This is a genomic window from Agreia bicolorata (assembly GCF_000938265.1).
GTDB lineage: Bacteria > Actinomycetota > Actinomycetes > Actinomycetales > Microbacteriaceae > Agreia > Agreia bicolorata.
The window spans coordinates 1-24654 of record NZ_JYFC01000012.1 but is presented as its reverse complement, the minus strand read 5'-3'; the positions used below and the strand labels follow the sequence as shown (position 1 = coordinate 24654).

At 65.5% G+C, this 24654-nt stretch carries 24 protein-coding genes, 1 tRNA gene and 1 rRNA gene; 20 read left to right on the top strand and 6 right to left on the bottom strand.

Annotation, left to right across the window (positions count from 1 at the left end; all coding sequences use genetic code 11):
* From rrf to der, 17 genes are all read left to right on the top strand, one after another.
* A 5S ribosomal RNA gene (rrf, locus tag TZ00_RS19140) occupies positions 1 to 86 on the top strand; the annotation flags it as partial.
* A 485-nt stretch (positions 87 to 571) separates the two neighbouring features.
* Positions 572 to 1348, top strand: a complete 777-nt coding sequence (locus TZ00_RS19130; protein ID WP_078714793.1) for a tetratricopeptide repeat protein — start codon at positions 572 to 574, stop codon at positions 1346 to 1348.
* The gene (locus tag TZ00_RS18300) at positions 1320 to 2339 is read left to right on the top strand and encodes an HAD-IIA family hydrolase (protein WP_044443933.1); all 1020 of its coding nucleotides are present in this window, start codon (positions 1320 to 1322) and stop codon (positions 2337 to 2339) included. Before TZ00_RS19130 ends, TZ00_RS18300 begins: the two co-directional genes overlap by 29 nt.
* 28 nt (positions 2340 to 2367) lie before the next feature.
* Positions 2368 to 2523 carry a hypothetical protein gene (locus TZ00_RS20110; protein ID WP_166428677.1) on the top strand — a complete coding sequence of 52 codons (156 nt, stop codon included), beginning with the start codon at positions 2368 to 2370 and terminating at the stop codon, positions 2521 to 2523.
* Positions 2516 to 3319, top strand: coding sequence for a TlyA family RNA methyltransferase (locus TZ00_RS18295; protein WP_044443931.1), 804 nt, complete (start codon positions 2516 to 2518; stop codon positions 3317 to 3319). Before TZ00_RS20110 ends, TZ00_RS18295 begins: the two co-directional genes overlap by 8 nt.
* Positions 3320 to 3321: 2 nt before the next feature.
* On the top strand, positions 3322 to 4236 hold the full coding sequence (locus tag TZ00_RS18290; RefSeq protein ID WP_044443928.1) for an NAD kinase: 915 nt from the start codon (positions 3322 to 3324) through the stop codon (positions 4234 to 4236).
* Positions 4229 to 5935, top strand: coding sequence for a DNA repair protein RecN (gene recN / locus TZ00_RS18285; protein ID WP_044443926.1), 1707 nt, complete (start codon positions 4229 to 4231; stop codon positions 5933 to 5935). Before TZ00_RS18290 ends, recN begins: the two co-directional genes overlap by 8 nt.
* Positions 5936 to 6053: 118 nt before the next feature.
* The gene (locus TZ00_RS18280) at positions 6054 to 7817 is read left to right on the top strand and encodes a CTP synthase (protein WP_044443940.1); all 1764 of its coding nucleotides are present in this window, start codon (positions 6054 to 6056) and stop codon (positions 7815 to 7817) included.
* The gene (locus TZ00_RS18275; protein WP_044443924.1) at positions 7810 to 8463 is read left to right on the top strand and encodes an NUDIX domain-containing protein; all 654 of its coding nucleotides are present in this window, start codon (positions 7810 to 7812) and stop codon (positions 8461 to 8463) included. The genes TZ00_RS18280 and TZ00_RS18275 overlap by 8 nt, the downstream gene beginning before the upstream one ends.
* Positions 8464 to 8466: 3 nt before the next feature.
* Entirely contained in the window at positions 8467 to 9393 is a 927-nt protein-coding gene (xerD, locus tag TZ00_RS18270; RefSeq protein WP_044443922.1) for a site-specific tyrosine recombinase XerD, read from the top strand.
* Positions 9394 to 9478: 85 nt separating this feature from the next.
* Positions 9479 to 10369, top strand: a complete 891-nt coding sequence (locus TZ00_RS18265; protein ID WP_044443921.1) for a ParA family protein — start codon at positions 9479 to 9481, stop codon at positions 10367 to 10369.
* Positions 10353 to 11180: a segregation and condensation protein A gene (locus TZ00_RS18260; RefSeq protein WP_044443919.1), complete on the top strand. Its 828-nt coding sequence runs from the start codon at positions 10353 to 10355 to the stop codon at positions 11178 to 11180. Before TZ00_RS18265 ends, TZ00_RS18260 begins: the two co-directional genes overlap by 17 nt.
* Positions 11170 to 11790, top strand: coding sequence for an SMC-Scp complex subunit ScpB (gene scpB / locus TZ00_RS18255; RefSeq protein ID WP_044443917.1), 621 nt, complete (start codon positions 11170 to 11172; stop codon positions 11788 to 11790). Before TZ00_RS18260 ends, scpB begins: the two co-directional genes overlap by 11 nt.
* The gene (locus TZ00_RS18250; protein ID WP_044443915.1) at positions 11777 to 12586 is read left to right on the top strand and encodes a pseudouridine synthase; all 810 of its coding nucleotides are present in this window, start codon (positions 11777 to 11779) and stop codon (positions 12584 to 12586) included. Before scpB ends, TZ00_RS18250 begins: the two co-directional genes overlap by 14 nt.
* A gap of 3 nt (positions 12587 to 12589) precedes the next feature.
* A complete protein-coding gene (locus tag TZ00_RS18245) occupies positions 12590 to 13672 on the top strand; it encodes a prephenate dehydrogenase (RefSeq protein ID WP_044443914.1) in 1083 nt (360 codons plus the stop codon).
* A 2-nt stretch (positions 13673 to 13674) separates the two neighbouring features.
* Positions 13675 to 14409 carry a (d)CMP kinase gene (cmk, locus tag TZ00_RS18240; RefSeq protein WP_084606297.1) on the top strand — a complete coding sequence of 245 codons (735 nt, stop codon included), beginning with the start codon at positions 13675 to 13677 and terminating at the stop codon, positions 14407 to 14409.
* A gap of 25 nt (positions 14410 to 14434) precedes the next feature.
* Positions 14435 to 15943 (top strand): ribosome biogenesis GTPase Der, encoded by a 1509-nt coding sequence (gene der / locus TZ00_RS18235; protein ID WP_044443913.1) that lies wholly within the window; start codon positions 14435 to 14437, stop codon positions 15941 to 15943.
* A 60-nt stretch (positions 15944 to 16003) separates the two neighbouring features.
* Here the strand turns inward: der and TZ00_RS18230 are convergent, their stop codons facing one another.
* Entirely contained in the window at positions 16004 to 17278 is a 1275-nt protein-coding gene (locus tag TZ00_RS18230) for an HNH endonuclease signature motif containing protein (protein ID WP_052521697.1), read from the bottom strand.
* 76 nt (positions 17279 to 17354) lie between these two features.
* On the opposite strand from TZ00_RS18230, the gene TZ00_RS18225 reads away from it, so the two are divergent.
* Positions 17355 to 17753 (top strand): DUF3054 domain-containing protein, encoded by a 399-nt coding sequence (locus TZ00_RS18225; protein ID WP_044443912.1) that lies wholly within the window; start codon positions 17355 to 17357, stop codon positions 17751 to 17753.
* Positions 17754 to 17776: 23 nt separating this feature from the next.
* On the opposite strand, the gene TZ00_RS18220 is transcribed toward TZ00_RS18225, so the two are convergent.
* The 4 genes from TZ00_RS18220 to TZ00_RS18205 form a co-directional block, all read right to left on the bottom strand.
* Positions 17777 to 18646: an ABC transporter permease gene (locus tag TZ00_RS18220; protein ID WP_044443911.1), complete on the bottom strand. Its 870-nt coding sequence runs from the start codon at positions 18644 to 18646 to the stop codon at positions 17777 to 17779.
* Positions 18633 to 19616: an ABC transporter ATP-binding protein gene (locus tag TZ00_RS18215; protein ID WP_044443910.1), complete on the bottom strand. Its 984-nt coding sequence runs from the start codon at positions 19614 to 19616 to the stop codon at positions 18633 to 18635. Before TZ00_RS18215 ends, TZ00_RS18220 begins: the two co-directional genes overlap by 14 nt.
* Positions 19613 to 20707 carry a LolA family protein gene (locus tag TZ00_RS19840; protein ID WP_044443909.1) on the bottom strand — a complete coding sequence of 365 codons (1095 nt, stop codon included), beginning with the start codon at positions 20705 to 20707 and terminating at the stop codon, positions 19613 to 19615. Before TZ00_RS19840 ends, TZ00_RS18215 begins: the two co-directional genes overlap by 4 nt.
* Before the next feature lie 108 nt (positions 20708 to 20815).
* Positions 20816 to 22228 carry a DUF2252 domain-containing protein gene (locus TZ00_RS18205; protein ID WP_044443907.1) on the bottom strand — a complete coding sequence of 471 codons (1413 nt, stop codon included), beginning with the start codon at positions 22226 to 22228 and terminating at the stop codon, positions 20816 to 20818.
* 120 nt (positions 22229 to 22348) lie between these two features.
* On the opposite strand from TZ00_RS18205, the gene TZ00_RS18200 reads away from it, so the two are divergent.
* Positions 22349 to 22422 (top strand) — tRNA-Pro (locus tag TZ00_RS18200).
* Here TZ00_RS18200 and TZ00_RS19835 read toward each other — a convergent pair.
* Complete coding sequence (locus TZ00_RS19835) at positions 22414 to 22611, bottom strand: hypothetical protein (protein ID WP_152631267.1); 198 nt, start codon at positions 22609 to 22611, stop codon at positions 22414 to 22416. The two genes, TZ00_RS18200 and TZ00_RS19835, sit on opposite strands and share 9 nt — an antisense overlap.
* Before the next feature lie 156 nt (positions 22612 to 22767).
* Between TZ00_RS19835 and TZ00_RS18190 the strand changes: the two genes are divergently transcribed.
* The gene (locus tag TZ00_RS18190; RefSeq protein ID WP_052521696.1) at positions 22768 to 24558 is read left to right on the top strand and encodes an ATP-dependent nuclease; all 1791 of its coding nucleotides are present in this window, start codon (positions 22768 to 22770) and stop codon (positions 24556 to 24558) included.
* Positions 24559 to 24654: the final 96 nt, after the last annotated feature.

Sequence of the window (24654 nt, the reverse complement as noted above, 5' to 3'; positions counted from 1 at the left end):
GTCACATTCCGAACCCGGAAGCTAAGACTCTCTGCGCCGATGGTACTGCAAGGGGGACCTTGTGGGAGAGTAGGACACCGCCGGACTCCTATTACACGAATGGCCACCCCCACCAGGGTGGCCATTCCTGTTTAACGACCCAATCGACATCCCAGCACCCGTGACCGTGTACCGTGTGTGAAGCGTTAGATGGGCCAATCAACTACACAGCATTCAGAGCACGCCGCGAAGTTCGCTTCAGCGTGAGGAGATATTTTCGATGACCGATTCACCTGATCGAGGTTCGCAGCGACCTGGACGACGAGACGATTCTCCTCGACAGAACAGGGGTCCGCACGCAGGGCGGCCCACCGGTTCGGACCGGCCCAATCGACAGGGCGGCTCTGAGCGCCCGGCCCGTGACGGCGACCGTCCTCAACGGGATCGGCCTGTTCGCGGCGGACGACCCGATCGAGGCGCAGATCGAAAGCTGTGGACGAGCGGCGGCAAGCCGGCCCGCAACGATCGTGATGCGCGTTCCCGTGAGGTAGAACTCAGTGAAGAAGAGAAGCAGGCCCGAGCTCTTCGGGCAGTGCGACCGCGGCATGACGACCCCGAGATCCCGGATGGCGTCACTGCACGCGACCTCGACAAGGGCGCCCGGAATGAGCTCAAGACTCTGAGCAAGGAGAACGCCGAAGGCGTGGCGCAGCATCTCGCCATGGCGGCGAGGCTCATCGAGTCCGACCCCGAACTTGCCCATCGGCACGCCATTTCCGCCGCTCGTCGAGCCGGACGCATCGGGATCGTGCGAGAGACTCTCGCCATCACTGCGTATGCCACCGGAGACTTCGCGCTGGCCATCCGGGAACTCCGCACGTATAGGCGCATCTCCGGATCGAACGAGCAGCTCGCTCTCATGGTAGACAGCGAACGCGGTGTCGGTCGTCCGGACCGAGCCCTCGAGGTGGGTCGATCCGTTCAGCGTTCGGAGCTGTCGTCACCAGCGCAGGTTGCCGTCGCCATCGCCATGAGCGGTGCACGCCTCGATCTCGGCCAGACCGAGGCCGCGCTCGATGAGCTTGACATTCCTCAGTTGAACCCCGATGTCGCGTACTCCTACAGCGCCGACCTGTTCTCGGCGTACGCCGACGTGCTCGAAGATCTGGGCCGCGTCGATGAGGCGGAGTCCTGGCGTGAGCGTGCGGCTCGTGCGGATGCTGCACTCGGAGACGATGACGGCGATCTCGTCGAGGTCTACGAGGAGGACATCGTCTTCGACTCGGTCGACGACGTCATCGCCGATGCCGCGCAAGGCAGCCTGAGCGAGGAGAGCGGCGATGAGCCTGTTCGCCCGTCGGAGTCGTAGCGTGGCAACTCCGCTCGACGGTATCGACGTGGTGCTCGCCGATCTCGATGGCGTTGTGTACCAGGGGCCGAAGGCGATCCCGTTCGCGGTCGAATCGCTGTCTCGCGTCTCGGCATCCGGCGCTCGAACCGGTTACATCACCAACAACGCCTCGAGAACCGACGTCCAGGTAGCAGAGCACCTCGCGAGTTTCGGGCTGGAGGTGTCGGCGACTGACGTGGTCACGAGTCCGCAGGCCGCAGTGCGGCTGCTGGCAGACCTCGTCGCTCCAGGTGCACTCATCCTTGTGGTTGGCGGGGACGGCCTCATCGACGAACTCGGCAAAGCCGGGTTTCGCGTGACGCGAGATGCGTCTGATCAGCCGGCCGCGGTCATCCAGGGCTTTTCGCCCGACGTGGGCTGGAAGCAGCTGGCGGAGGCGAGCTTCGCGCTGCACCGCGGCATCCCGTGGGTGGCCACGAACACGGACTGGACCATTCCCGTGGCCGGCGGTATCGCGCCCGGCAATGGCACGCTCGTATCGGCTGTGCACACGGCGGTGGGCCGTCTTCCGGTCGTGGCGGGCAAGCCCGAAGTGGCGATCTTCGAAGAGGCGCAGCGCCGCTTCGACGCCAGATCTCCGCTCTTCGTCGGTGACAGACTCGACACGGACATCCTCGGCGCCAACCGGGCAGGAATGCCTGTTGCGCACGTTCTCACTGGTGTCGACACGGCCAAGCAACTCCTGTCGGCTAAACCGGATGAAAGGCCGCAGTTCATCCTCGACGACTTGCGCGGGCTGTTCGAGCCGTATCCGGAGACGACCTTCTCCAAAGACCTGCAGACAGCGACGGTCAATGGGGCGAAGGTGCTCATTCGCGGCAACGATGTCGTGGTGGCATCGGAGGGAGACAACCCGACCGACCTGCTTCGGGCCGCCTGCGCCGTCATTTGGAAATCGGGTCGGGCCATCTACGGACTTCAGGTTCCAGAGGAGCTCTACGCCGGCTGAGCGGTGCGGCGACGGTACTCTAGAAGCTGTGACTGACGCCGACCCCGAGATCTCGAACGCGCTTCTTTCGCGCGTTCGTGTCATCGAACAGCAACCGCTCGACGCTCGAGCAGACGCCTACGTGCAATTGCACGACGCGTTGCGCGTGCGACTCGAGGGCGGGGACGCCCTACTCGATGACTGAGTCTCGACTCGATGCCGCTCTGTCTGCCATCGGGCTCGCCCGAAGTCGCACGCATGCGGCGCAACTGATCACCGCCGGGCTGGTTCGCGTCGACGGTGTGGCGCAGGTCAAGGCGTCTTTCCGTGTACGAGAGGGCCAGGCGCTCTCCGTCGATGGTGACGATGGCTATGTGAGCCGGGCGGCCGGCAAGCTGGTCGCCGCGCTGGATGCCTTCGGAGACGTAGTCGTGGATGGCCGGCTCGCGCTCGACGCGGGCGCCTCGACCGGTGGCTTCACCCAGGTTCTTCTGGAGCGCGGTGCCCGCCAGGTGATTGCTCTCGACGTCGGTCACGGACAGCTCGCGTCGGTGGTCGCTGACGATCCGCGTGTTCGGGTCGTCGAGGGCTTTAACGTGCGCTTCGCCACGCCCGAGACGCTCCGCGCTGCGGCTCGGGTCGACGAAGCCCCATCACTGGTCGTAGGCGATCTCTCGTTCATCTCTCTCACCACGGTTCTGCCTGCACTGCAGGCGGTCGCGACGCCTGACGCCGACTTCGTTCTGCTGGTAAAGCCTCAGTTCGAAGTGGGCCGCACCGGCATCAGAGAAGGCATCGTCAAGAATTCCGGGCTTCGCGGCGAAGCCGTCACGCGTGTGCTGTGGAGCGCGTTCGATCTCGGACTCGGAACGGCGGGCATCGCGTCCTCCCCAATCGTCGGTGCTGCTGGAAACAAGGAGTACCTGATCTGGTTGAGCGCGATTGTCGGACGCAATCCGACAGAATGGTTGGATCGCGTGACCAGAATGACAGGAGTCTGAGAATGGTGAACCAGCGCAACATCCTCGTGGTGCTGCACACGGGCCGCCAGGATTCCGTCGATGCGGCGGTGCGGGTCTGTGCACAGCTACGAGAGGCCGACGTCAACGCCGTCATTGCTCCGCAGGAGCTCGACGATGTCGGTGCGTACCCGGAGCAGCTCGCAGGTATGCCCGTTCTCGGCGTTGACGTCGACATGGCCGATCTCGAGCTCGTCATCGTGCTCGGGGGAGACGGAACCATTCTTCGAGCCGCCGAACTGGTCCGAGGCTCAGCCGTTCCGCTTCTCGGAGTCAACCTGGGTCACGTCGGCTTTCTCGCGGAGAGCGAGCGCGAAGACCTCACCGAGACCGTGCGACGGGCGCTTGCGCTCGATTATCACGTCGAGGAGCGCATGACCCTCTCGGTTCGGGTGAAGGTCGACTCGGAGGTGGTCTACGAGACGTGGGCCCTCAACGAGGCGACAGTCGAGAAGGCGAGCAGGGAACGCATGCTCGAGGTTGTGATGGAGGTCGACGGCAGACCACTATCGAGCTTCGGATGCGACGGCGTGGTCATGTCGACCCCCACGGGGTCGACGGCCTATGCCTTCTCAGCCGGCGGACCGATTGTCTGGCCGAGCCTTGACGCGCTGCTGATGGTGCCGCTCAGCCCCCACGCGTTGTTCGCGCGGCCACTCGTCGTCGGTCCGGATTCCGCTCTCGCCGTCGAGGTGCTGCCGCGGACCCAGGGCACGGGAGTGCTGTGGTGCGACGGCAGGAGAACCCACGACCTTCCCCTGGGTGCCCGCGTGGTCGTGCGCCGCTCGCCGACCCCGGTGAGGCTGGCGCGACTGCATCTGGGGCCGTTCTCAGACCGGCTCGTGGGCAAGTTCAACCTTCCCGTCACAGGATGGCGAGGCCCCGCAAGCCGTGATTAACGAAATCTCCATTCGAGACCTCGGTGTCATCGACGACGCCGTGCTGCCACTTGGCGCCGGATTCACGGCTGTGACCGGTGAAACGGGCGCGGGTAAAACGATGGTCGTTCAGGCCCTCGGCCTCGTTCTGGGCGCCCGCGCCGACTCTGGAACCGTTCGGAGCGGAAGCAAGCAGGCGTCGGTCGAGGGGCGCTGGCTGGTTCCCGCGTCAGGTGAGGTAGCGACTCGGGTGCAGGATGCCGGGGGAGACCTCGATCCTCAGGGCGACGACCTGGCGGAGCTCATCCTTCTGCGAACGGTGTCGAGCGAGGGGCGCAGCAGAGCTGTCGTCGGTGGGCGGGGTGCCCCAGCAAGTCTTCTTGCCGAACTCGGCGAGCACCTCATCGTGGTGCATGGTCAATCCGATCAGATGAGACTCACCTCGTCGACCGAGCAGCGTGCGGCGCTCGATCGGTTCGCCGGTGAGGCGGTTGCGGGTGTCGCCGCGCGCTACGCCGAGGTGTTCGGTCAGGCTCGTGCAGCCCGCGCAGAACTCTCCCGTCTCGTCGAGGAGCGCGACGATCGTGCACGAGAGGCGGAGAGGCTCCGCATCGCGTTGGCCGAGATCGCCGAAGTCGATCCGGTCGACGGCGAAGACGTGGAGCTCGCGGAGCGTGCCGAAAAGCTCACCAATCTCGAAGACCTCCGGCTCGCGGCCGAGGAATCCCGCGATCTCGTCTCGAGTGAAGCCCTCGACTCACACCCCGACATCATCGGGCTGCTGGAGACCGCGCGTCGCCAGCTGGAGCGCGTCGCGCCGCACGATGCGGCTCTCGCACCCATCGTCGACTCGCTGGCCAGTGCCGGCTTCCTCGTGGCCGAGGTCTCCACGCAGCTCTCCAGCTATCTCGCATCGCTCGACGCCGACTCGGCCGCAGAGCTCGATTCGATTCAGCAGCGTCGCGCGTCGCTCGCCGTGCTTGCACGAAAATACGGTCCCGAACTGGCCGACGTGATCAGCTTCGGCGAAGCGGCCGGTCCGCGGCTGCTCGAGCTCGACAACGACTCCGATCGAATCGAGCAGCTCGGAGCAGAACTTGAAGATCTCGATGCGCAGGCGATCGCCCTTGCTGCTGAACTCACCGCCTCGAGAACCGAAGCTGCTGTAGAACTCTCTTCCCGGGTAACCGCCGAGCTTGCCGCTCTCGCCATGCCTACGGCGCGACTGGTCATCGAGGTCTCGGCTCGCGACGAGCTGAGCGCCTCGGGGGCCGACGCCATCACGTTCTTGTTGCAGCCGCACGGCGGCAGTACACCTCGTCCCCTGGCGAAGGGGGCGTCGGGCGGTGAGCTCTCACGGGTGATGCTCGCTATCGAGGTGGTTCTGGCCGCAACGGATCCCGTTCCCACCTTCGTCTTCGACGAGGTCGATGCAGGCATCGGTGGCGCTGCCGCCATCGAGATCGGGCGTCGGCTCGCGCTGCTCGCCAAGACCTCGCAGGTGATCGTGGTCACCCACCTCGCACAGGTCGCTGCGTTCGCCACGAACCACCTGACCGTCGTCAAAGACTCGTCCGGCGCTGTCACCGCGTCGAGCGTCACCCAGCTCGACGGCGACGCGAGGGCTGCTGAGATGGCGCGCCTTCTGTCCGGACTTCCCGATTCGAAGAGCGGACTCGAACACGCCCGCGAACTGCTGGATCTCGCGGCAGCGGGATAGCACGACTCGCTCGGCGGACTCGCCGATCGAGCTTTACGGGCGTTGCTGCCCGCCGCGACTGTTAGGATGAAACTCCGTGGCAGATGGTCAAAACCCCCAGGTCCTTTCCGGCTCGTCGATGGCATCCCAGGCGGGCACTCCGGTGACCGGCCTCCCCTCGACCTCGAACACCCCGACGAAGCACATCTTCGTCACCGGCGGTGTGGTTTCCAGTCTCGGCAAAGGCCTCACGGCCGCCAGTCTTGGCAACCTTCTCACCGCGCGCGGGCTGCACGTCGTTATGCAGAAGCTCGACCCGTATCTGAACGTCGATCCGGGCACCATGAACCCGTTCCAGCATGGTGAGGTCTTTGTGACCGACGATGGCGCCGAGACAGACCTCGATATCGGTCACTACGAGCGCTTCCTCGACATCAACCTCAACCAGGCCGCCAACGTGACGACCGGCCAGATCTACTCCACGGTCATCGCCAAGGAGCGCCGCGGCGAGTACCTCGGCGACACGGTGCAGGTCATCCCGCACATCACCGACGAGATCAAACGCCGGATGCGGCTGCAGGCTGAGCAGCCGGCCGACGGCTCGCCGCGTCCCGACGTGATCATCACCGAGATCGGAGGCACGGTCGGCGACATCGAGAGCCAGCCGTTCATCGAATCGGCGCGCCAGGTGCGACACGAGCTCGGTCGCAAGAATGTATTCTTCGTGCACGTCTCGCTGGTGCCCTACATGGGCGCATCCGGCGAGCAGAAGACCAAGCCCACGCAGCACTCCGTTGCGGCGCTGCGCTCGATCGGCATCCAGCCCGACGCGCTCGTTCTGCGTAGCGATCGCCCGGTCTCCGAATCGAACAAGCGCAAGATCGCGCTGATGTGCGACGTTGACGAGGCCGCCGTTGTGAACGCGGTCGACGTTCCCAGCATCTACGACATTCCCACGATGCTGCACAATCAGGGTCTCGACGCCTACATCATCGACAGTCTCGTCCTCGCTCAGGGCGCGGGAGATGTCGACTGGTCGCGCTGGTCGCCTCTGCTCACGGCCGTGCACGAGCCGAAGCACGATGTGACGATCGGCCTCGTCGGAAAGTACATCGATCTGCCCGACGCCTACCTTTCTGTCACCGAGGCTCTTAAGGCCGGCGGGTTCGCGCACAAGACGAAGGTCGCGATCAAGTGGATCCCGTCGGACAACTGCGAGACCCCCGAGGGTGCCGCGCGTGAACTCTCGGAGGTCGATGGAATCTGCGTTCCCGGAGGATTCGGTGTGCGCGGCATCGAGGGCAAGCTCGGCGCACTGCGCTTCGCTCGTGAGAACGGAATTCCGACGCTCGGCCTGTGTCTTGGCCTGCAGTGCATGGTCATCGAGTACGCCCGGCATGAGGCGGGTCTCGAGGGCGCGTCGTCGAGCGAGTTCGACCCCGACACCGAATTCCCCGTGATCGCCACTATGGCCGAGCAGGTCGACATCATCGCCGGGGGCGACCTGGGCGGAACGATGCGTCTGGGACTCTACGAGGCCAAACTCGCCGAAGGGTCGATCGTCGAGGCGCTTTACGGTGCTCCGGTCGCGAGCGAGCGTCACCGCCACCGCTACGAGGTCAACAACCACTACCGTTCCCAGATCGCCGATGCCGGCCTCTGGTTCAGTGGAACGTCGCCCGACGACTCGCTCGTCGAGTACGTCGAGCTTCCCCGCGCCGTGCACCCGTTCTACGTCGCGACCCAGGCGCACCCCGAGCTGCGAAGCCGGCCCAGCAGCCCGCATCCGCTCTTCCGTGGCCTCGTCGAGGCGGCCCTCGAGCGGCACGAGGCCTCGAGCCTGTTCTCGCAAGACGAGGCGGCGTCGATCGATGAGCTAGACGAGGTCGCGCCCGGTGCCTGAGAACCCGCCATCCGGCGTGCTCTCGGATGAGCGCATCGACCTTCCGATCGTGTCGAGCGACGTGGTCTTCGAGGGCGCCATCTGGGACGTTCGGCGTGAGACGTTCGACTACAACGGGCAGCAGATCACCCGCGAGTTCGTCGACCACACCGGGGCGGTCTCGGTTCTCGCCGTTGACGACGAAGATCGGGTGCTCCTGATCAAGCAGTACAGGCATCCCATTCGTTCGCGCGAGTGGGAGATCCCCGCCGGCCTTCTCGACGTCGCCGATGAGGATCCGCTCGAGGCCGCCAAGCGTGAGCTCGCCGAAGAGGTCGATCTCGCCGCAGCGTCGTGGAGCGTGTTGAGTGACTACGTGACGACACCCGGCGGAAACAACGAGGCGATCCGTGTGTACCTCGCGCGCGGCCTCAGCGATACAGCCAGGTTCTCGCGCGAAGACGAAGAAGCTGACATCGAGAAGCGGTGGGTGCCGCTCGACGATGCGCTCGATGCAGTCGTGGCCCGACGCATCCAGAACCCCTCTCTGGTCGTGGCCGTTTACGCGGCGTTCGTTTCTCGATCTCGCGGGTGGTCGACTCTGGGTGCCGCAGATGAACCGTGGCCGCAGCGAGAGGCCCTGCGCAGCTCTCGGCAGTCGTCGTAGCTCATGTCTCTCGAGCCGCAGGTGAACGAATACCTGCGTCACCTGACGATCGAACGCGGACTGTCGGTCAACACGCTCGCCGCGTACCGACGGGATCTCGCGCGCTACACCGACTGGCTCGAGGCCCAGGGCGTCTCCGACGCGCGGCTCATCACTCCGGCCCAGATAGGCCTCTTCGCGGGGTCGTTGCGCACCGTCGAGAAGACGGGTGAAGTTCCCCCAGCGCCGCTCGCGTCGTCGAGCGTCGCTCGTGTGCTGTCGTCTGTGCGCGGATTCCATCGCCACCTGGCCGATGAGGGAACGGTCGAGACCGATCCCGCGCGGGAGATCAAACCTCCGAAGCTGGCCAGCCGCCTTCCAAAGGCCATCACCATCGATCAGATGAATACGCTCCTCGGTGCCGTCACCGGAGACGATGTGCTGGCCCTGCGCGACAGGGCACTGCTCGAGATGCTGTACGCCACCGGGGCTCGAGTGTCGGAGGCCGTAGGTCTCAACGTCGACGACGTTATGGACGACGCGGAGATCGTGCGCCTGGTCGGCAAGGGCAGCAAACAAAGGGTGGTACCGGTCGGCAGTTTCGCGCGAGAGGCGGTGGATGCGTATCTCGTTCGGGCGCGACCGGTGCTGTCCGCGCGTGGCCGGGCGACACCTGGACTCTTTCTCGGCCAGCGCGGCCAGCGGTTGTCGAGACAGGGCGCGTGGCTCGTCATCCAGTCTGTCGCCCGCCGAGCCGGACTCGAGGCGCACGTGTCGCCGCACACTTTTCGACATTCTTTTGCAACTCATTTATTGCAGGGCGGCGCCGATGTGCGAGTCGTTCAGGACCTGCTCGGCCACTCCTCGGTGGCGACCACACAGCTGTACACACTGGTCACGGCCGACACTCTCCGTGACATGTACGTGACGGCGCACCCGCGGGCGCGCTGAGCCGCCTACACGGCCAGGCGCCGCGGGGCCGGTACAGTTGAGTTCGTTCCGGTGACAGTTGCCGGAAGGAATTGGAGCAGCGTTCGTGGCGGGCACTAAGAACACCGGTCGGTCCGAGCTTCCGGGACTCGAGACACCGAAGTTCGGTCCCACGGGGCGCCCGCTTCGGGAGTTCCCCGATCCTGCACCTCTCAAGTCGCACGGCCCGGCGCGCATCATCTCTCTCTGCAACCAAAAGGGTGGCGTCGGCAAAACGACCACAACTATCAATCTCGGTGCGACGCTCGCCGGCTACGGCCGCCGCGTTCTCGCCATCGACTTCGACCCGCAGGGCGCCCTCTCGGCCGGGCTCAACGTGAACACGCACGACGCGCTGACCATCTACGACCTTCTGCTCGGCAGCGCCAAGGATCCATCCGCAGCGATCCAGCACACCTCGGTCGAGGGACTCGACGTGATTCCCGCCAACATCGACCTGTCGGCCGCCGAAGTACACCTCGTCAACGAGGTGGCCCGCGAGACGATCCTTGCTCGAGTTCTGCGCAAGGTCAGCGCCGACTACGACGTGATCCTCATCGACTGCCAGCCGTCGCTCGGACTCCTCACGATCAACGCCCTCACGGCGAGCCACGGCGTGTTCATTCCGCTCGAGTGCGAGTTCTTCGCGCTCCGCGGCGTCGCGCTGCTCGTCGAGACCATCGACAAGGTGCGCGACAGGCTCAACCCCGCCATCGAACTCGATGGCATCCTCGCCACGATGTACGACCCGCGCACGCTCCACTCACGCGAGGTGCTCGAGCGGGTCGTGGATGCGTTCGGTGACGCCGTGCTCGAAACCGTGATCGGGCGCACGGTCAAGTTCCCCGACGCATCCGTCGCCGGCCGCCCCATCACCCAGTTCGCACCGGAGCACTCGGCTGCGAAGGCATACAAGCAGCTCGCCCGAGAACTGGTCGCGCGTGGCGCGGTCGCCTAGCCCCGACCTGCTCGCGGGCGAGAATGCGCCCGCGTTCGAACTTCGCCTCGATAACTTCGAGGGTCCGTTCGACCTGCTGCTGTCACTCATCTCGAAGCACGAGCTCGACATCACCGACATCGCTCTGAGCAAGGTCACCGACGAATTCATCGGCTTTCTGCGGGGGCTCGACTCGGCAGAAGAGCTCGATCGCGCCTCGGAATTCCTTGTGGTCGCGGCCACGCTGCTCGATCTGAAGATCGTGGGCCTTCTGCCGCAGGGCGAACTGGTCGACGCCGAAGACGTGGCACTTCTCGAGGCCCGTGATCTTCTGTTCGCACGTCTGCTGCAGTATCGAGCATTCAAACAGGTCGCCCAGTGGTTCGGAGAGAGCTTCGACGCCGAATCGACCCGACATGTGAGGCAGGTTCGTCTCGAGGAGAAGTATCGTCAGCAAGCGCCCGAACTCGTCTGGACGCTGACACCAGACGACTTCGCCGCGCTGGCTGCCCTCGCGCTCGCTCCCCGGGAGATTCCGACCGTGGGACTGGAGCATCTGCACGCGCCCCTGGTGAGCATCCGGGAACAAGCCGCCCACGTCGTGACGCTGCTGCGCTCGAGCGCCGGCCCCGTGTCGTTCCGGCAGCTGATCGCCGGCATCGCCGAGAAGGGGATCGTTGTGGCCCGATTTCTCGCGGTGCTCGAGCTCTACAGGCACGCCTCGATCTCGTTCGAGCAGATCGAACCGCTTGGCGAGCTGACCCTCAGCTGGACGGCCGAGTCGTGGACCGAGGAGAACCTCTCTAATCTGGGAGCGGACTATGACAACTGACACCTCGATCGAAGACATCCCCTCAGCAGACGACCCCGTCGCCCCGGCGCCGGTCGTGGTCGCCGACGTCGACCGCGCGCTCGAGGCGATCCTCATGGTCGCCGACGAGCCGCAGAGCCTTATCGCCCTTGCCACGGTGGTGTCGCGCCCCGTCGCGGTGGTACGGCAGGCGATCGAACGGCTCGTCGACGACTTCGACGGCGTCGGAGGCTCGATCAGACGAGGCTTCGAACTGCGCGAGGTCGGCGGGGGATGGCGGGTCTACGTTCGCGCTGACTACGACTACGTGGTCACCGACTTCGTGTCGACGCAGAATCCGTCGCGTCTCAGCCAGGCAGCCCTCGAGACGCTCGCCGTGATCGCCTACAAGCAGCCGATCTCCCGGGGATCCATCGCGTCGATTCGTGCGGTCAACGTCGACTCGGTCGTGCGGACTCTGCTCGGTCGCGGGCTCATCACCGAGGTGTCAACGGATGCCGAGACGCACGCGATCCTGTACGGCACGACTGACCTCGTGCTGACCCAGCTGGGCCTCAACTCCCTCGACGAACTCCCCCCGATTTCGCCGCTGCTCGCAGACGGCGCGGAAGGCTTTGATGAACGACTTTAATGAGGCACAGGCGCCCGCGTCTCTGGACGAGACAGGCATCCGCCTGCAGAAGGTTATGGCGGCCGCGGGAGTGGCTTCGCGTCGCGCCTCAGAGGAACTGATCGCCGCCGGCCGGGTGCGGGTAAACGGACAGGTCGTTCGCGAGCCGGGGCGGCGAATCGATCCGGCCGTCGACAAGCTGGCCGTCGACAACGTCGCCATCCAGCTCGACCAGTCGAAGCGCTACGTCATGCTCAACAAGCCCGTGGGTATCGTGTCGAGCCTGGCCGATGAGAACGGCCGGCCCGATCTGCGGGAGTTCACCGATCAGTATGAGGAGCGGCTGTTCAACGTCGGCCGCCTCGATGCCGAGACGTCGGGCCTGCTGATTCTCACGAACGACGGCGACCTGGCTCACGTTCTCGCCCACCCCTCTTTCGGCGTGATGAAGACCTACATCGCCAAGGTGCGCGGGGTCATGACACCGCAGACCGTGCAGCAGCTGACGACAGGGCTCGAGCTGGAGGACGGCCCGATCGCGGCCGACAAGGCCAGGCTGCTCGAGACCTCGAACGGGTTCAGCCTGATCGAGATCACCCTGCATTCCGGGCGCAATCGCATCGTGCGACGCATGCTCAAAGAGGTCGGTCACCCCGTGGTCGACCTCGTTCGCCGCTCGTTCGGCCCACTGCATCTGGGCAATCTACGGGTAGGGGCAATGAGAGAGCTCAGCGGCGCGGAGCTCGGCCAGATTCTCACGCTGTCGCGCTCGAATGACTCGATCGTGCCCGCCCTAACCTCTGGATCGGGGGAGTAGCGCATGGTCGAATCACGCCTCACCGGCCAGGTTCGCGTCGTCGGTGTCGGCCTGCTTGGTACCAGTATCGGCCTCGGACTGCGCGCCCGTGGCGTCGACGTGATTCTCGCTGATGCTTCTCCGACCAACCTCAGCATCGCGATCGACTACGGGGCCGGCCGCGCAGCTCATGCCGATGATGCGCCCCGAATCATCGTCGTCTGCGTTCCGCCCGACGTGACGGCGCAGATCGTCGCCGCGGAGCTTCTCGCATACCCCGACGCCCTCGTGACCGATGTCGCCAGCGTCAAGCTCGCGCCCCTCGAGGAGCTGCGCGCATCCGGAGCAGACGTATCGCGGTACATCGGCTCGCATCCGCTCGCCGGGCGCGAGCGGGGTGGCCCGCTGTCTGGCCGAGCCGACCTGTTTCTGGGGCGGCCCTGGGTGGTCGCCGATCACGGGGGAGTGTCGTATCAGCGTGCGGCTCTGCTCGACGATCTGATCCTCGACCTCGGAGCGACACTCGTCGAGATGAGTCCCGAGCAGCACGATTCCTCGGTGGCGCTGGTCTCGCACGTTCCTCAGGTGATCTCGAGCGTGATGGCGCGCAGGCTCTCCGACGCGCCCGACGCGGCCGTGAATCTCGCAGGTCAAGGCCTGCGCGACGTGACGCGGATCGCGGCGAGCGACCCGGAGCTCTGGGTGCAGATACTCTGTGCCAACGCGGGCCCGGTCGTCGACGTGCTGCGCGAGTTCCGTGCCGACCTGGACCGCTTCATCGAGGCACTCGAGCACCCCTCCCAGGGCTCGTCTCGCCGCCGGATCAACGAGGAACTCGCCGGCGGCAACGTGGGAGTCGCGCGGATTCCGGGCAAGCACGGTCTGGACAGGCGGTACTCGTCGCTCGTCGTTATGGTCGATGACAAGCCTGGCGAACTGGCGAGGCTGTTCCTGGAGATCGGCGAGGCGAACGTGAACCTCGAAGACCTGCGCCTCGAGCACTCGCCCGGAGCGCAGATCGGTCTCGCCGAGATCTCGGTGCTGCCCGAAGTGGTGCAGCGCCTCACCGACGAACTGTCGCAGCGCGGCTGGAGAATTGCAGGATGACCATGCCAGATCTCAAGAACACGCAGTATAAGAACGTCGCCGACACGAATGGCAGCACTACCTTCGTCGTGGCCGTCGACGGCCCGGCCGGCAGCGGCAAGTCGAGCGTGAGCAAGGCGGCCGCCGCCGCGCTCGGGTACGCCTACCTCGATTCGGGTGCCTGCTACCGCGCCTTGGCCTGGAGTCTCCTGCAGCGCGGAATCGACCTCGAGGATCCGGCTGCCGCCATCGAGGCGCAGAAGACCTTCCGCCTCGACATCGGCACAGAGCCCGGCGACTACTTCGTGCGGGTCGGCGATGTCGACGTGACCGACGCCATCCGGGAGCCCCGCGTGACGAACGCGGTACGGCACATCTCGAAGGTGCCCGAGGTGCGAGCCGGGCTCACCGCGCTGTTTCGCCGAATCATCCGTGCCACGCCGAACCCGGGGATCGTCGTCGAAGGTCGCGACATTACGACCGTCGTCGCCTCCGATGCTCCCGTGAGAATCCTGCTAACAGCGTCGGAAGAGGCTAGAATGGCGAGGCGTTCCGAGGAACTGACCGATCAGAGTGCTGCCGTCGTGGGTGAACAGCTCCGGTCCCGAGATCAGGCCGACTCTCGAGTCGTCGATTTCATGAACGCCGCCGATGGTGTTCTCACCCTCGATTCAACCGAACTCGACTTCGGCCAGACCGTTCACGCGGTGGTCGAGATCGTCCACACTCAAACAGCGAGGATCTCGCATGGCCGATAAAAAGGCTCCTAACCCGTCCAGCCCGATGACCGACTCCGAAGACGACTTCGAGGGCACCGACCCGACCCTGCTCGACAGGCTCGACACTCTCGACGACGAGCTGATCTCCGCGCGCACCGAGACGTTGCGTGCCGGGCTCGCCGACTTCGACCTCGACGACGACGACCTTCAGATTCTCGAAGCCGCGACGGACGACCCCGATGCCATCACCTATCTGCCGGCGCTTCCGGTGCTCGCGATCGTTGGCCGGCCGAACGTCGGCAAGTCCGCGCTCGTGAACCGCATCCTCGGCCGCCGCGAGGCGGTTGTCGAGGACACCCCCGGCGTCACCCGCGACCGCGTCTCGTACAAGGCCGAGTGGGCCGATCGCTTCTTCACCATCGTCGACACCGGCGGATGGGAACCCGACGCCAAGGGCATCAACGCGTCTGTGGCCATGCAGGCCGAGATCGCTATCGACCTGGCCGACGCCGTTCTCTTCGTCGTCGACGCCAACGTCGGTGCCACCTCGACCGATGAGCACGTCGTTCGCCTGCTGCGCAAGGCGAAGAAGCCGGTCTATCTCGCCGCGAACAAGGTCGACGACCTGCGCCAGGAGCCCAACGCTTCTGTGCTGTGGTCTCTTGGTCTCGGCGAGCCCTACCCGGTGTCGGCGCTTCACGGCCGCGGCGTCGCCGACCTGCTCGACATCATCATGAAGGATCTGCCGCAGGTCTCCGCTGTCGCGAAGCAGGAGGTCGGCGGACCGCGTCGCGTCGCGATCCTCGGGCGTCCGAACGTGGGAAAGTCGTCGCTGCTCAACAAGGCCGCGGGCGAGGAACGCGTCGTCGTCAACGAGCTCGCCGGAACGACCCGCGACCCCGTCGACGAGCAGGTCGAGATCGCCGGACGCATCTGGCGCTTCGTCGACACTGCGGGCATCCGTCGCCGGGTGCACCTGCAGCAGGGTGCCGATTTCTATGCGTCGCTGCGCACGTCGGCCGCGCTCGAGAAGGCCGAAGTAGCCGTTGTCATGATCGACGTGACCGAGCCGATCAGCGAGCAGGACGTTCGCATCATCGACCTCGTTCTCGAATCGGGACGCGCCCTCGTGCTCGCCTTCAACAAGTGGGACATGCTCGACGACGAACGACGTCGCTACCTCGAACGCGAGATCGAACAGGATCTCGCGCACGTGTCATGGGCGCCGCGCGTCAACATGTCGGCTAAGACCGGTCGTCACCTCGAGAAGCTCGTACCCGCACTCGAACTTGCGCTCGACTCGTGGGACACGCGCCTTCCGACGGGCAAGTTCAACGCGTTCCTGGCTGAACTCACGTCGGCGCACCCGCACCCCGTGCGCGGTGGAAAGCAGCCGCGCATCCTGTTCGGAACGCAGGCATCGAGCCGCCCGCCGACATTCGTGCTGTTCACGACCGGCTTCCTCGACCCGGGTTACCGTCGCTACATTCAGCGGCGACTGCGCGAGGTCTACGGATTCGAAGGCTCGCCGATCATCGTCAGCATGCGCGTGCGCGAAAAGCGCAAGCGCTAGCGAACGATCGCGGCAGCTGACGAGCGCGCGAAAGAGATTCAGAAAGCAGCGTCGACCCGGTTACATGGTCGGCGCTGCTTTCATTTTCACCGCGGGATGCGTGACGTAGTTCTTCTTCGTCGGCGACGTGAATTCGAGGGTGCCGCCGCCGCGATGCACGTAACTCCAGCCGGTGCGGTGCTTCAGCGAATGATGACGACGGCAGAGATGCGCGAGGTTGTCGTGGGCCGTGAGACCCTCGGTATTCCAGTCGGTGCAGTGGTCGCAGTCGCATCGACGCGCCAGTCTGTTGCAGCCGGGTGCCCGACAGGTCTCGTCTCGCACACGCAGCCAGCGACGCAGGTCGACGGGAACCTCGTAGTGGTCGCGTCCGACTGACAGCACGGTGCCCGTCTCGGGGTGAGTGAGCAGACGGAAGAAGCTCGGAGCGTGTGCAGCCACCCGCCGCGCTGTGTCGGCGTCGATCGGTCCGTATCCTTCGAGCGTGGCCGGTTCGTCGCTCATGCCGAGCAGCGTGAGGGCTGGCACGGTGACGAGTACGGTCGGCCGGATGCCCTGGGTCGCCCCGGCGAGTGTCGGCTCGCTGTTCTCGAGCAGGTCGAGAGCCACGTCGGCGATCAGCTGGGAGAGCGTGCGGCTCTCGTCGGCAGTCTGTAGACCGCGTGCGATGTCGCTCAGCCGGTTGTAGACCGCGTGGGCGCGTTCGCACGGCACGTAGGCCGTGAGCCACGACATGCCGTCGTGGGCGGGCTTGAGCTCGACCGACCGATCGAGTTCGGCCCGAACTCTTCTCGACTGGATGCTCTCGGGGTGCGTGAGCTCGCGCAAGCGCCGTGCACGCCGTTCGAGCTTGGAGACGGTGAGCGTCTCTGCGTCGGGGAGGACAGCCTCTTCAAAGGGGACGCGGCTCTCTGCCGGCAACGAGAGCGCCTGATCGATGATGACCTGCGCGTGCCGGTAGCTCAGCGTGCCGCGGCTGAGGGCGCCGTAGGTGCCCGGAAGCTGGTGCAGCAGGGCCTCGCTCTCGTCGATCAGGCGGGACATCGTGCGCTCGGGAACGTGCAGCGCCGCCGCCAGCTCGGACTCGAGCACGCGACGACAGGTGACCTCGGGCGACCAGCCGAGAGTTCGGGGCGCATTCTCGAGCCCGTGGGTGAACTCACACCACACGCGCGCATCATCGATGGTCTTGGCCCGGCGGGCAGGGGCCCTGTTGACCTCGGCGTTCGCGGCGATCGATTCGTCGACGAGGAGGCCGAGGACGTTCATCAGCGTGTGGTGCGACGAGAACGCGGTCTCGTCGGGCGGTGCGTGCATATCGTTCGTCGTGTGCATGTTTCAAGTCAATACGTACCCTCCGACATCGCCCCGGCCGGCGCCTTCACAGCGACGTGAACCGTAGGATCTTCAGGTGCCCACCCCCGTCGTAGCCCCTCGTCTCGCCCTCATCGCCGCCGCCGCAGACCTGGTTCTGGCGCTCGTCTTCGTGCTCATCGGCCGCGGAAGTCACGAGGAGGGCTTCACCCTGCTCGGAACCCTGAATACCGCATGGCCGTTCATTGCGGGGCTCGCCCTGGGCTGGCTCGTCTCACGCGCGTGGCGTGCGCCCCTGTCGATGCGGCGCGCGGCCCTGCCGGTCTGGGCATCCACCGTCGTGATCGGCGTGCTTCTGCGGGCCGTCAGCGGTCAGGGAGTCGCCGTGTCCTTCGTGATCGTGACACTCCTCGTGCTGGCGGCGTTCCTGTTCGGCTGGCGCGCCCTCGCGTTGCTCGTCGTCTCACGCCCCCACAGGCGCACAGCACAGCGATAGTCGTCACCTCAGGCCCGTGCGGCCTACGACAGGATGTCCTTGCTCGAGAACCGCCCGTAGGCGAGCGCCCCGAAGACCACGACGTAGCCCAGCTGCAGCAGCGCATTCTGCCCGAACGACGACCATTCGATGGGCTGGCGCAGCAGATCGGCGAAGTCGAGCCAGTAGTGGCTGAAGAGCCACGGATGCAGCCACTCGGTCTGCGAGAGCGAGTCGAGCACCTGGGCCACGATCGAGAGCACGACCGTGGCGGCCATGGCCCCGACAGGCGCGTCGGTGAGCGTCGAGATGAACAGCCCGATCGCGGACAGGCCGAGCAGCGACACCGTCGCGTACAGCGCGATCAGCAGCGATCGCACGAGCGAGTCTCCGATGCTCACCGTGTCGCCGGAGAGCAGGGTGGCCGGACCCACCGGGAAGAGAGCGATGCCGATCAGGATGCCAGCGATCGACAGGGTCAGCGTGGCCGCGAGACAGAACACGGCTGCGGCCAGGTATTTCACGACAAGCAACCGGATGCGCCCGACGGGCGAGACGAGCAGATAGCGCAGCGTGGCCGTGTTCGCCTCGCCCGCGATCGAGTCACCCGCGACGACGCCGACCGTCAAGGGAAGGAAGAGCGGGATCGCGATGGTCAGCCCCGCGATGCCGACGAACAGGCCGTTCTGCGTGATGCTGTCGATGAACGCCGGGCCGCGGCCGCTCGACCCCGACGAGGAGAGACGCACCGCGACGGCGATCAGGATGGGGACGGCCGCGAGCGCCAGGAGCATCGCCCAGGTGCGGCGGCGACGGAACAGCACGGCGAGCTCGGAGGCGAAGAAGCCCGCGCCGAGGCTGCGCGTGGTTCGGCGGGCGTCGAGGCCTGCCGCGGTCGAGTCACTGGACGACATCGAATCCCTCTCCGGTGAGTGCAACGAAGAGGTCTTCGAGCGATGCATGGTCGACGGCGAAACCGCGCACCCGCACTCCTGCGGCGACCAGCGCCGCAACGATGTCCTCCGGCGCGACCGACTCGGGCAGCGACGCGGCGACGGCCGGGCCCGGCGCATCCGGATGCCCGGGGTCGAGACCCAGCGTGCGCAGCACCTGGGCTGCGGCGTCGGCATCGGGCGTCGTGACGACCACGCGGGTCGTGCCCGCGGAGCGCAGCTCATCGAGGGTGCCCTGGGCGACGAGTTTTCCGGCGCGCATGACCGCGGCGTGCGTGCACATCTGCTCGATCTCGGCCAGAAGGTGGCTCGACACGAAGACGGACGTTCCCTCGTCGGCGAGGGAGCGGATGAGGCTGCGCACCTCGCGCGTTCCCTGCGGGTCGAGGCCGTTGGTCGGCTCGTCGAGCACGATGAGGTCGCGGGGCGCGAGGAGGGCATTGGCGATGCCGAGCCGCTGCTTCATGCCCAGAGAGTAGGCGCGCACCTTCTTGTCGGCGGCGTGGCCGAGGCCCACCCTGTCGAGCGCGCGTGAGACCCGGGCGGATCGGGTGCCGCTCGGCGCGAACCCGTCGGCGGAATCCAGCCTGCGGAGATTGGCGGAGCCGGAGAGGAAGGGGTAGAAGCCGGGCCCCTCGATGAGGGCGCCGACGCGGGGCAGCACCGAGCCGAGCTTCTGCGGCATGCGTTCGCCCAGCACGCTGATCTCGCCATCGCTCGCCTGAGACAGGCCCAGCAGCATGCGGATCGTCGTCGTCTTCCCCGACCCGTTGGGGCCGAGGAAACCGAAGACCGAGCCGCGTGGCACCGACAGGGCGAGGTCGTCGACCACAGTCTGGCGGCCGAAGCGCTTGGTCAGCGCCGTCGTCTCGATCGCGAGCCCGGATGCGTGTGCAGGCCCAGACGAGCCCGCGACGCTGCCGTCGGTCACTTCCCGGCTGCCGCCTGCAGGCTCTCGACCGGCACGGCGCCGGCGAGCACGCGTCCGTCGTCGGTGATGAGCACGGTCAGCAGGGTCGTCTGCAGCACGTGGCCGCCGTCGACGGATGTCGTCAGCTGCGAGAGCATCGGCGAGTCGGTGAGCGATGAGGGGTCTGTGCCCGCGGGGAGCTCGACGATGGTGTCCCATCCCGTTCCCGTGACGGTCGGCTCGGGGTGCGTGCCGGCATCCGGTGTCGCGCTGCCGTCGGCGGGAGCGTCGTCGCGGTTCGGGAGGGCCTTCTCGGTGACGTCGGTTCCGGCCGGGGGAGTGAAGTCGAAGAGGTCGGCCGACGGGGTGTCGAGCGACAGCGAGGTGAAGGCCACGTGGAACGCTGCGTCGGACGAGCCCTGCGCGAAGACGTCGACGCTCAGGGGGAGTCCTGTGTCGGCGTCGACTGCGATCTCGACCGACGAGACGAGGGTCGTCGAGCTGTCGGGGCTGAGGATGAGGTCGTAGGCGGAACGGCCAGCGACGGTCACCGGGTCACCGATCGTGACGTCGGTGCTCGGGTCGACGGCGTCGAGAAAGCGGGTGGCGAGTTCGGCGGGGGTCACCGACTCGGCCGAGGCATCGGGTGCTGTGGATGCGTCGGCGGGCAGGGTGGAATGCACGGCCGTGGAGTCGCTCGAGTCGTAGAGCCACAGGTCGTCGCCGTTGCGGATCGCGTCGCGCTCGGCCATGTCGTCGAGGATCTGCACGCGGCTCTGGGTGGGCCCGTCGATGTAGACGCGCAGGGTGCGCGAGGCGGTGAGCAACTCGAGCGCGGAGGAGAGGTCGCTGCTGTCGGAGGAGTCGGACCCCGAGGAGCCGGTGGAACCGCTGAGGCCGGACACGTCGGGCAGACCGAGGTTCGACGACTGCTCGATGGTGCCCGAGAAAGTGTCGACCGTGCTCGAGGCCGCGAGTTCGAGAACCTGCTGCGGTGTCTTCTCTGCAGGGTCGGCCGAGGCGCTGGTGGCGAAGACCCCGCCCAGAACGACGGCGCCGACGACGACGGGAGCTGCGGCGGCGGGAATCCAACGGTGCCAGGTGCGGGGCATGAGCGGCCAACTTTCGGGTGGTGCGGGCGTCGTGAGCGAATGCCACGTCGCAGTGCCACCGACGCTACGCCGGAAGTCCGTGAATCTGCTCAGTTTCACGAGATCGCGTCAGACTCCGATCACGGCCTCGATCGATCCGTCGTTCACCGCTGACTGGAGAACGCGATAGTCGGCCAGGGATTGGTCGGCGTAGGCGTACGACCACCGCACGACGGCGTCATCGAACTCGCGAGACTTGCCGAGGTAGCCCTCGATCGTCGGGGCGTTCGGGCTCTGGGCGTGCGCCCGGGCGAGGATCGTGCCGCATCCGTCGACGTAGGTCGTGTACTCGGCGGCGCTCAGCCCGGCTACGTCGATCGATCCCTTCATGTCACGAAACTGGCGCACGTAGTAGTCGCGCCCACCGAAGCTGAGGAACCCCAGGAACGGGTCGGAGACCGCCTGCAGGATGTGCTGGTTGGTGACGACTCGATGGCCTTCCCGGCTGCGCGCGGCCGGGGCATCGGAGTGTCGGCCGTGCAAGGCATCCGTCGCCGGAATGCCGCCGTAGCTCTCGAGCACCGACACCTGCGCCTCCTTCACCTGCAACACGAGCGCCTCCTGCTGCGGGCCCGTGAGGATGAGGATGAAGCAGCGCGTTCCGACGCTGCCCACGCCGACCACGCGGCGGGCCACGTCGGTGAGCGAAAACTGCGAGAGCAGCAGCGCGATGTCGCCGGGGACGGTGCGCCGATACTCCTCGAACAGCAGCTCGAGTTCGCTCTGCGTCGCCTCGGGCAGATGAGTGAGTACCGGCGGACGGTCCACGATCAGACGGGTTCCGTCGGGAGCCTGCGTGACGATCTTGTCGACGAACGCCTGCGAGGTGCGCTTGCGCGCCTGCCGGGTGGCGGCATCCAGAACCTTCTGGGCGTCGGCGTCGAGGCCGCGCGAAATGCTGTCGGTGTCGAGCCTGAAATAGTAGCGCTGCAGCACGGTCAGCTTCATCATGCCGCGGAGGGCGGTGCGGTAGGAGCGGGCGGCATGGCGCGCGGCGCGACGCACCTGCTTCTCGTCGAGGCCGATGTCGCGGGCCCCAATGACGACGCTGGTGACGAAGCGCTTGACGTCCCACTCGAAGGGGGCGGGGGATGCCTCGTCGAAGTCGTTGAGGTCGAAGACCAGGGTGCGCGCGGGAGAGGCGAAGAGGCCGAAGTTGCTGATGTGGGCGTCGCCGCAGCTGACGACGGTGATGCCGCTCGATGCCCCGCGCGCCAGATCGGCGGTCATGATCGCGGCCGTGCCCCGGTAGAAGGTGAAGGGGCTCGCGACCATGCGCCCCATGCGTAGCGCGATGAGGTCGTCGACCCGGGTCTGGTTCTGCTCGTCGAGGATCGCGAGCGGGTCGCGCGCGCCCGTTTCGTAGTCGCCGTGCGCCTGCCGCGGCATCCGGATGCGTTCGGCCCGGCCGGCCGCGACGGCCTCGGTCTGCGAGAGGGTTGGCGCGTGCTCTCGCTGCAGTCGGCCGAGGTGGGTCGTCATGGATGTTCCCCTGTGTTTCGCTCTGGACTGTCGTGACTCAGGGTAGACCTGTGCGTGTGTTCGCGGGCGGGCGAAAGTCAGGCTAATATGGACAAGTTGTCTTCGCGGATGACAAAGCCACGGGCTGTGGCGCAGCTTGGTAGCGCACTTGACTGGGGGTCAAGGGGTCGCAGGTTCAAATCCTGTCAGCCCGACAGATAAGCCCCGAACTTCTGTGGAAGTTCGGGGCTGTTGCTTTGTCTGGCGGCGAGCATCTGCACGAACCTCATCAACAGCGGTGTGCCTGGATGGCTGCACTTGGTCGTGCTGCTGTCCGTGTGGAACGCTCTGAAGTTCATCGTGGTGGGGCCGATCAGCTTCACTATGCCGATCCATGTGCGCATTCGCGAATCCGCCGATTAGAGGGTATAGACCGATTCAGCGGGGCATGCCTGGCGTGTTCGGCTCAACATCAGGAGACTTCGGGCATTCTGGTGACACGATGATCATCTGACTCAGCAGGAGCGCCGGGCTGGCGGTCCTTCGGTATAGGACCGCGAATGACCCAGCAGACTGCCCCCACAGACTCAAGCGATGAGCCGAAGGAGCCGTTAGCTCCGATGCGGGTCTCTCGCATCGACGTGCGCAACTTCCGTTTGCTGCGGAAAGTCGACATCGACCTTGATAGCCGCACGACCGTGCTGGTTGGCCGGAACAACAGTGGCAAAACCACTCTCGCTGAGGCGTTTACTCGCTTTCTGCAGCCAGCGACATTGAACTTCACCATGGCCGACTTCTCCGCCGAGAGCTACCCGGAATTCCTGGAAGCATGGAAGGCCTACGCGACAGGAGACGAAGAAGTCGCGAGGAGTCTTCTCCCCGAGATCTCCCTCACCGTGGAGATCTCGTACTCGAAAGAGCTGCCCGAGTATGGGCCTCTAGCTGCAGCTATCGTCGATCTCGACCCGGACTGCACAACAGCGATGATCCGCTTGAGCTACTCACTCGAAGGTGGACGTTTGTCGGACTTCTTCGAGGGGATCGCAGTCGACCCAAACACGGGTGAGGAACCGGATGTCGAGCGCGTGCTGGGGTTCGTCGGAGACCGAGTTCAAGGAATGTTCGCACGGTCAGTCACCGCAATCGATCCAGGAGATGCATCCAACACGCGTGACATCGCACTAGAGGCGATGCGGCGCATCCTCACCGTTCACTTCTTGAAAGCTCAACGCGGACTCGATGACGAGAAGGAACGACCCAAAGACTTGATCGGCAGCATCTTTCAGAGCCTGTTTGACGCCGCATCCAAAGCGAACGACGGAAGTGCCCAGAAAGAAACTGCCGATGCGCTCACCGAAGCCGTAGCTGGCATTGAGCAGGATCTGGGCACCAGAGTCAGCGAGATGGTGAAGGGAATCATCCCAGCACTTCGGAGCTTCGGATACCCCGGTCTCACAGACCCTGGCCTCAAAGCAGAGACGACCCTCGATATCGAACGCCTGCTGGGGAACCACACCAGCATTCGTTACGACGGCGTAGCCGGGGTTTCGCTTCCTGAGTCGTACAGCGGTCTGGGGTCTCGCAACCTCATCCTGATGCTGCTCACGCTTCTTAGCTACTACCGGGAGTATGCGACGAGAGGCAACATGCCTGGGCTGCACTTGGTCTTCATCGAAGAGCCTGAAGCTCATCTTCATCCGCAGATGCAGGAGGTGTTCATCGAGCAGCTCGCTTCGGTCGCTGAGCTTTTCCCGGCCTTGGACGAAAAAACGCATCCTTGGTGGCCTCAGTTCGCGGTCTCAACACACTCTTCCCATGTTGCCAACCGTGCGGACTTCTCAACGATCCGATACTTCCGTGTCGAAAACGACCCTAAAGATGGCCCCGGCCACCACACCAATGTCCTCGACCTCACTGACGCTGAGGGCCTCAACAAGAAGTTTCTACACCAGTACCTGACCCTCACCCGCTCTGACCTCTTCTTTGCCGACAAAGCCATACTCGTGGAAGGCACGAGCGAACGGCTGATCGTTCCTGCGGCCATCAGAAACGCCAAGCACAAGCTCAGCAGACAGTACGTAGCACTCATGGAAGTGGGAGGCGCATACGCTCACATCTTCTTCCCGCTCCTTGACTTCCTTCGTATTCCAACGCTTATCATCACTGACATCGATGCGATAGGCCAGGTCGAGGGAAACAGTCGAGACGGCGCAACGACTGTTCACGAAGGTACATCAACAAGCAACGCAACTATTAAGAAGTGGTTCCCCGACTCCGACGCTCAGAACCCAACTGCCTTACTGGACGCTGCTGAGACGGACGGGTCTGCTGCACGAATAGGTGACATCTGATCTGGCTTGCCCGGGAGGGTGGCCTGGAAGGATGGCATCGTGCCAAAGCCCTACCCCTCTGAGTTCCGTGATGACGTCGTGCGCGTCGCGAGGAAC

Coding starts and splice junctions, on each gene's coding strand:
- TZ00_RS18300 (WP_044443933.1), top strand. CDS start 1,320: ATGAGCCTGTTCGCCCGTCGGAGTCGTAGCGTGGCAACTCCGCTCGAC.
- cmk (WP_084606297.1), top strand. CDS start 13,675: ATGCCAGATCTCAAGAACACGCAGTATAAGAACGTCGCCGACACGAAT.
- TZ00_RS18230 (WP_052521697.1), bottom strand. CDS start 17,278: ATGCACACGACGAACGATATGCACGCACCGCCCGACGAGACCGCGTTC.
- TZ00_RS18280 (WP_044443940.1), top strand. CDS start 6,054: ATGGCATCCCAGGCGGGCACTCCGGTGACCGGCCTCCCCTCGACCTCG.
- TZ00_RS18205 (WP_044443907.1), bottom strand. CDS start 22,228: ATGACGACCCACCTCGGCCGACTGCAGCGAGAGCACGCGCCAACCCTC.
- der (WP_044443913.1), top strand. CDS start 14,435: ATGACCGACTCCGAAGACGACTTCGAGGGCACCGACCCGACCCTGCTC.
- TZ00_RS19840 (WP_044443909.1), bottom strand. CDS start 20,707: ATGCCCCGCACCTGGCACCGTTGGATTCCCGCCGCCGCAGCTCCCGTC.
- scpB (WP_044443917.1), top strand. CDS start 11,170: ATGACAACTGACACCTCGATCGAAGACATCCCCTCAGCAGACGACCCC.
- TZ00_RS18190 (WP_052521696.1), top strand. CDS start 22,768: ATGACCCAGCAGACTGCCCCCACAGACTCAAGCGATGAGCCGAAGGAG.
- xerD (WP_044443922.1), top strand. CDS start 8,467: ATGTCTCTCGAGCCGCAGGTGAACGAATACCTGCGTCACCTGACGATC.
- TZ00_RS18245 (WP_044443914.1), top strand. CDS start 12,590: ATGGTCGAATCACGCCTCACCGGCCAGGTTCGCGTCGTCGGTGTCGGC.
- TZ00_RS18220 (WP_044443911.1), bottom strand. CDS start 18,646: ATGTCGTCCAGTGACTCGACCGCGGCAGGCCTCGACGCCCGCCGAACC.
- TZ00_RS18290 (WP_044443928.1), top strand. CDS start 3,322: ATGGTGAACCAGCGCAACATCCTCGTGGTGCTGCACACGGGCCGCCAG.
- TZ00_RS19835 (WP_152631267.1), bottom strand. CDS start 22,611: ATGCGCACATGGATCGGCATAGTGAAGCTGATCGGCCCCACCACGATG.
- TZ00_RS18250 (WP_044443915.1), top strand. CDS start 11,777: ATGAACGACTTTAATGAGGCACAGGCGCCCGCGTCTCTGGACGAGACA.
- TZ00_RS18295 (WP_044443931.1), top strand. CDS start 2,516: ATGACTGAGTCTCGACTCGATGCCGCTCTGTCTGCCATCGGGCTCGCC.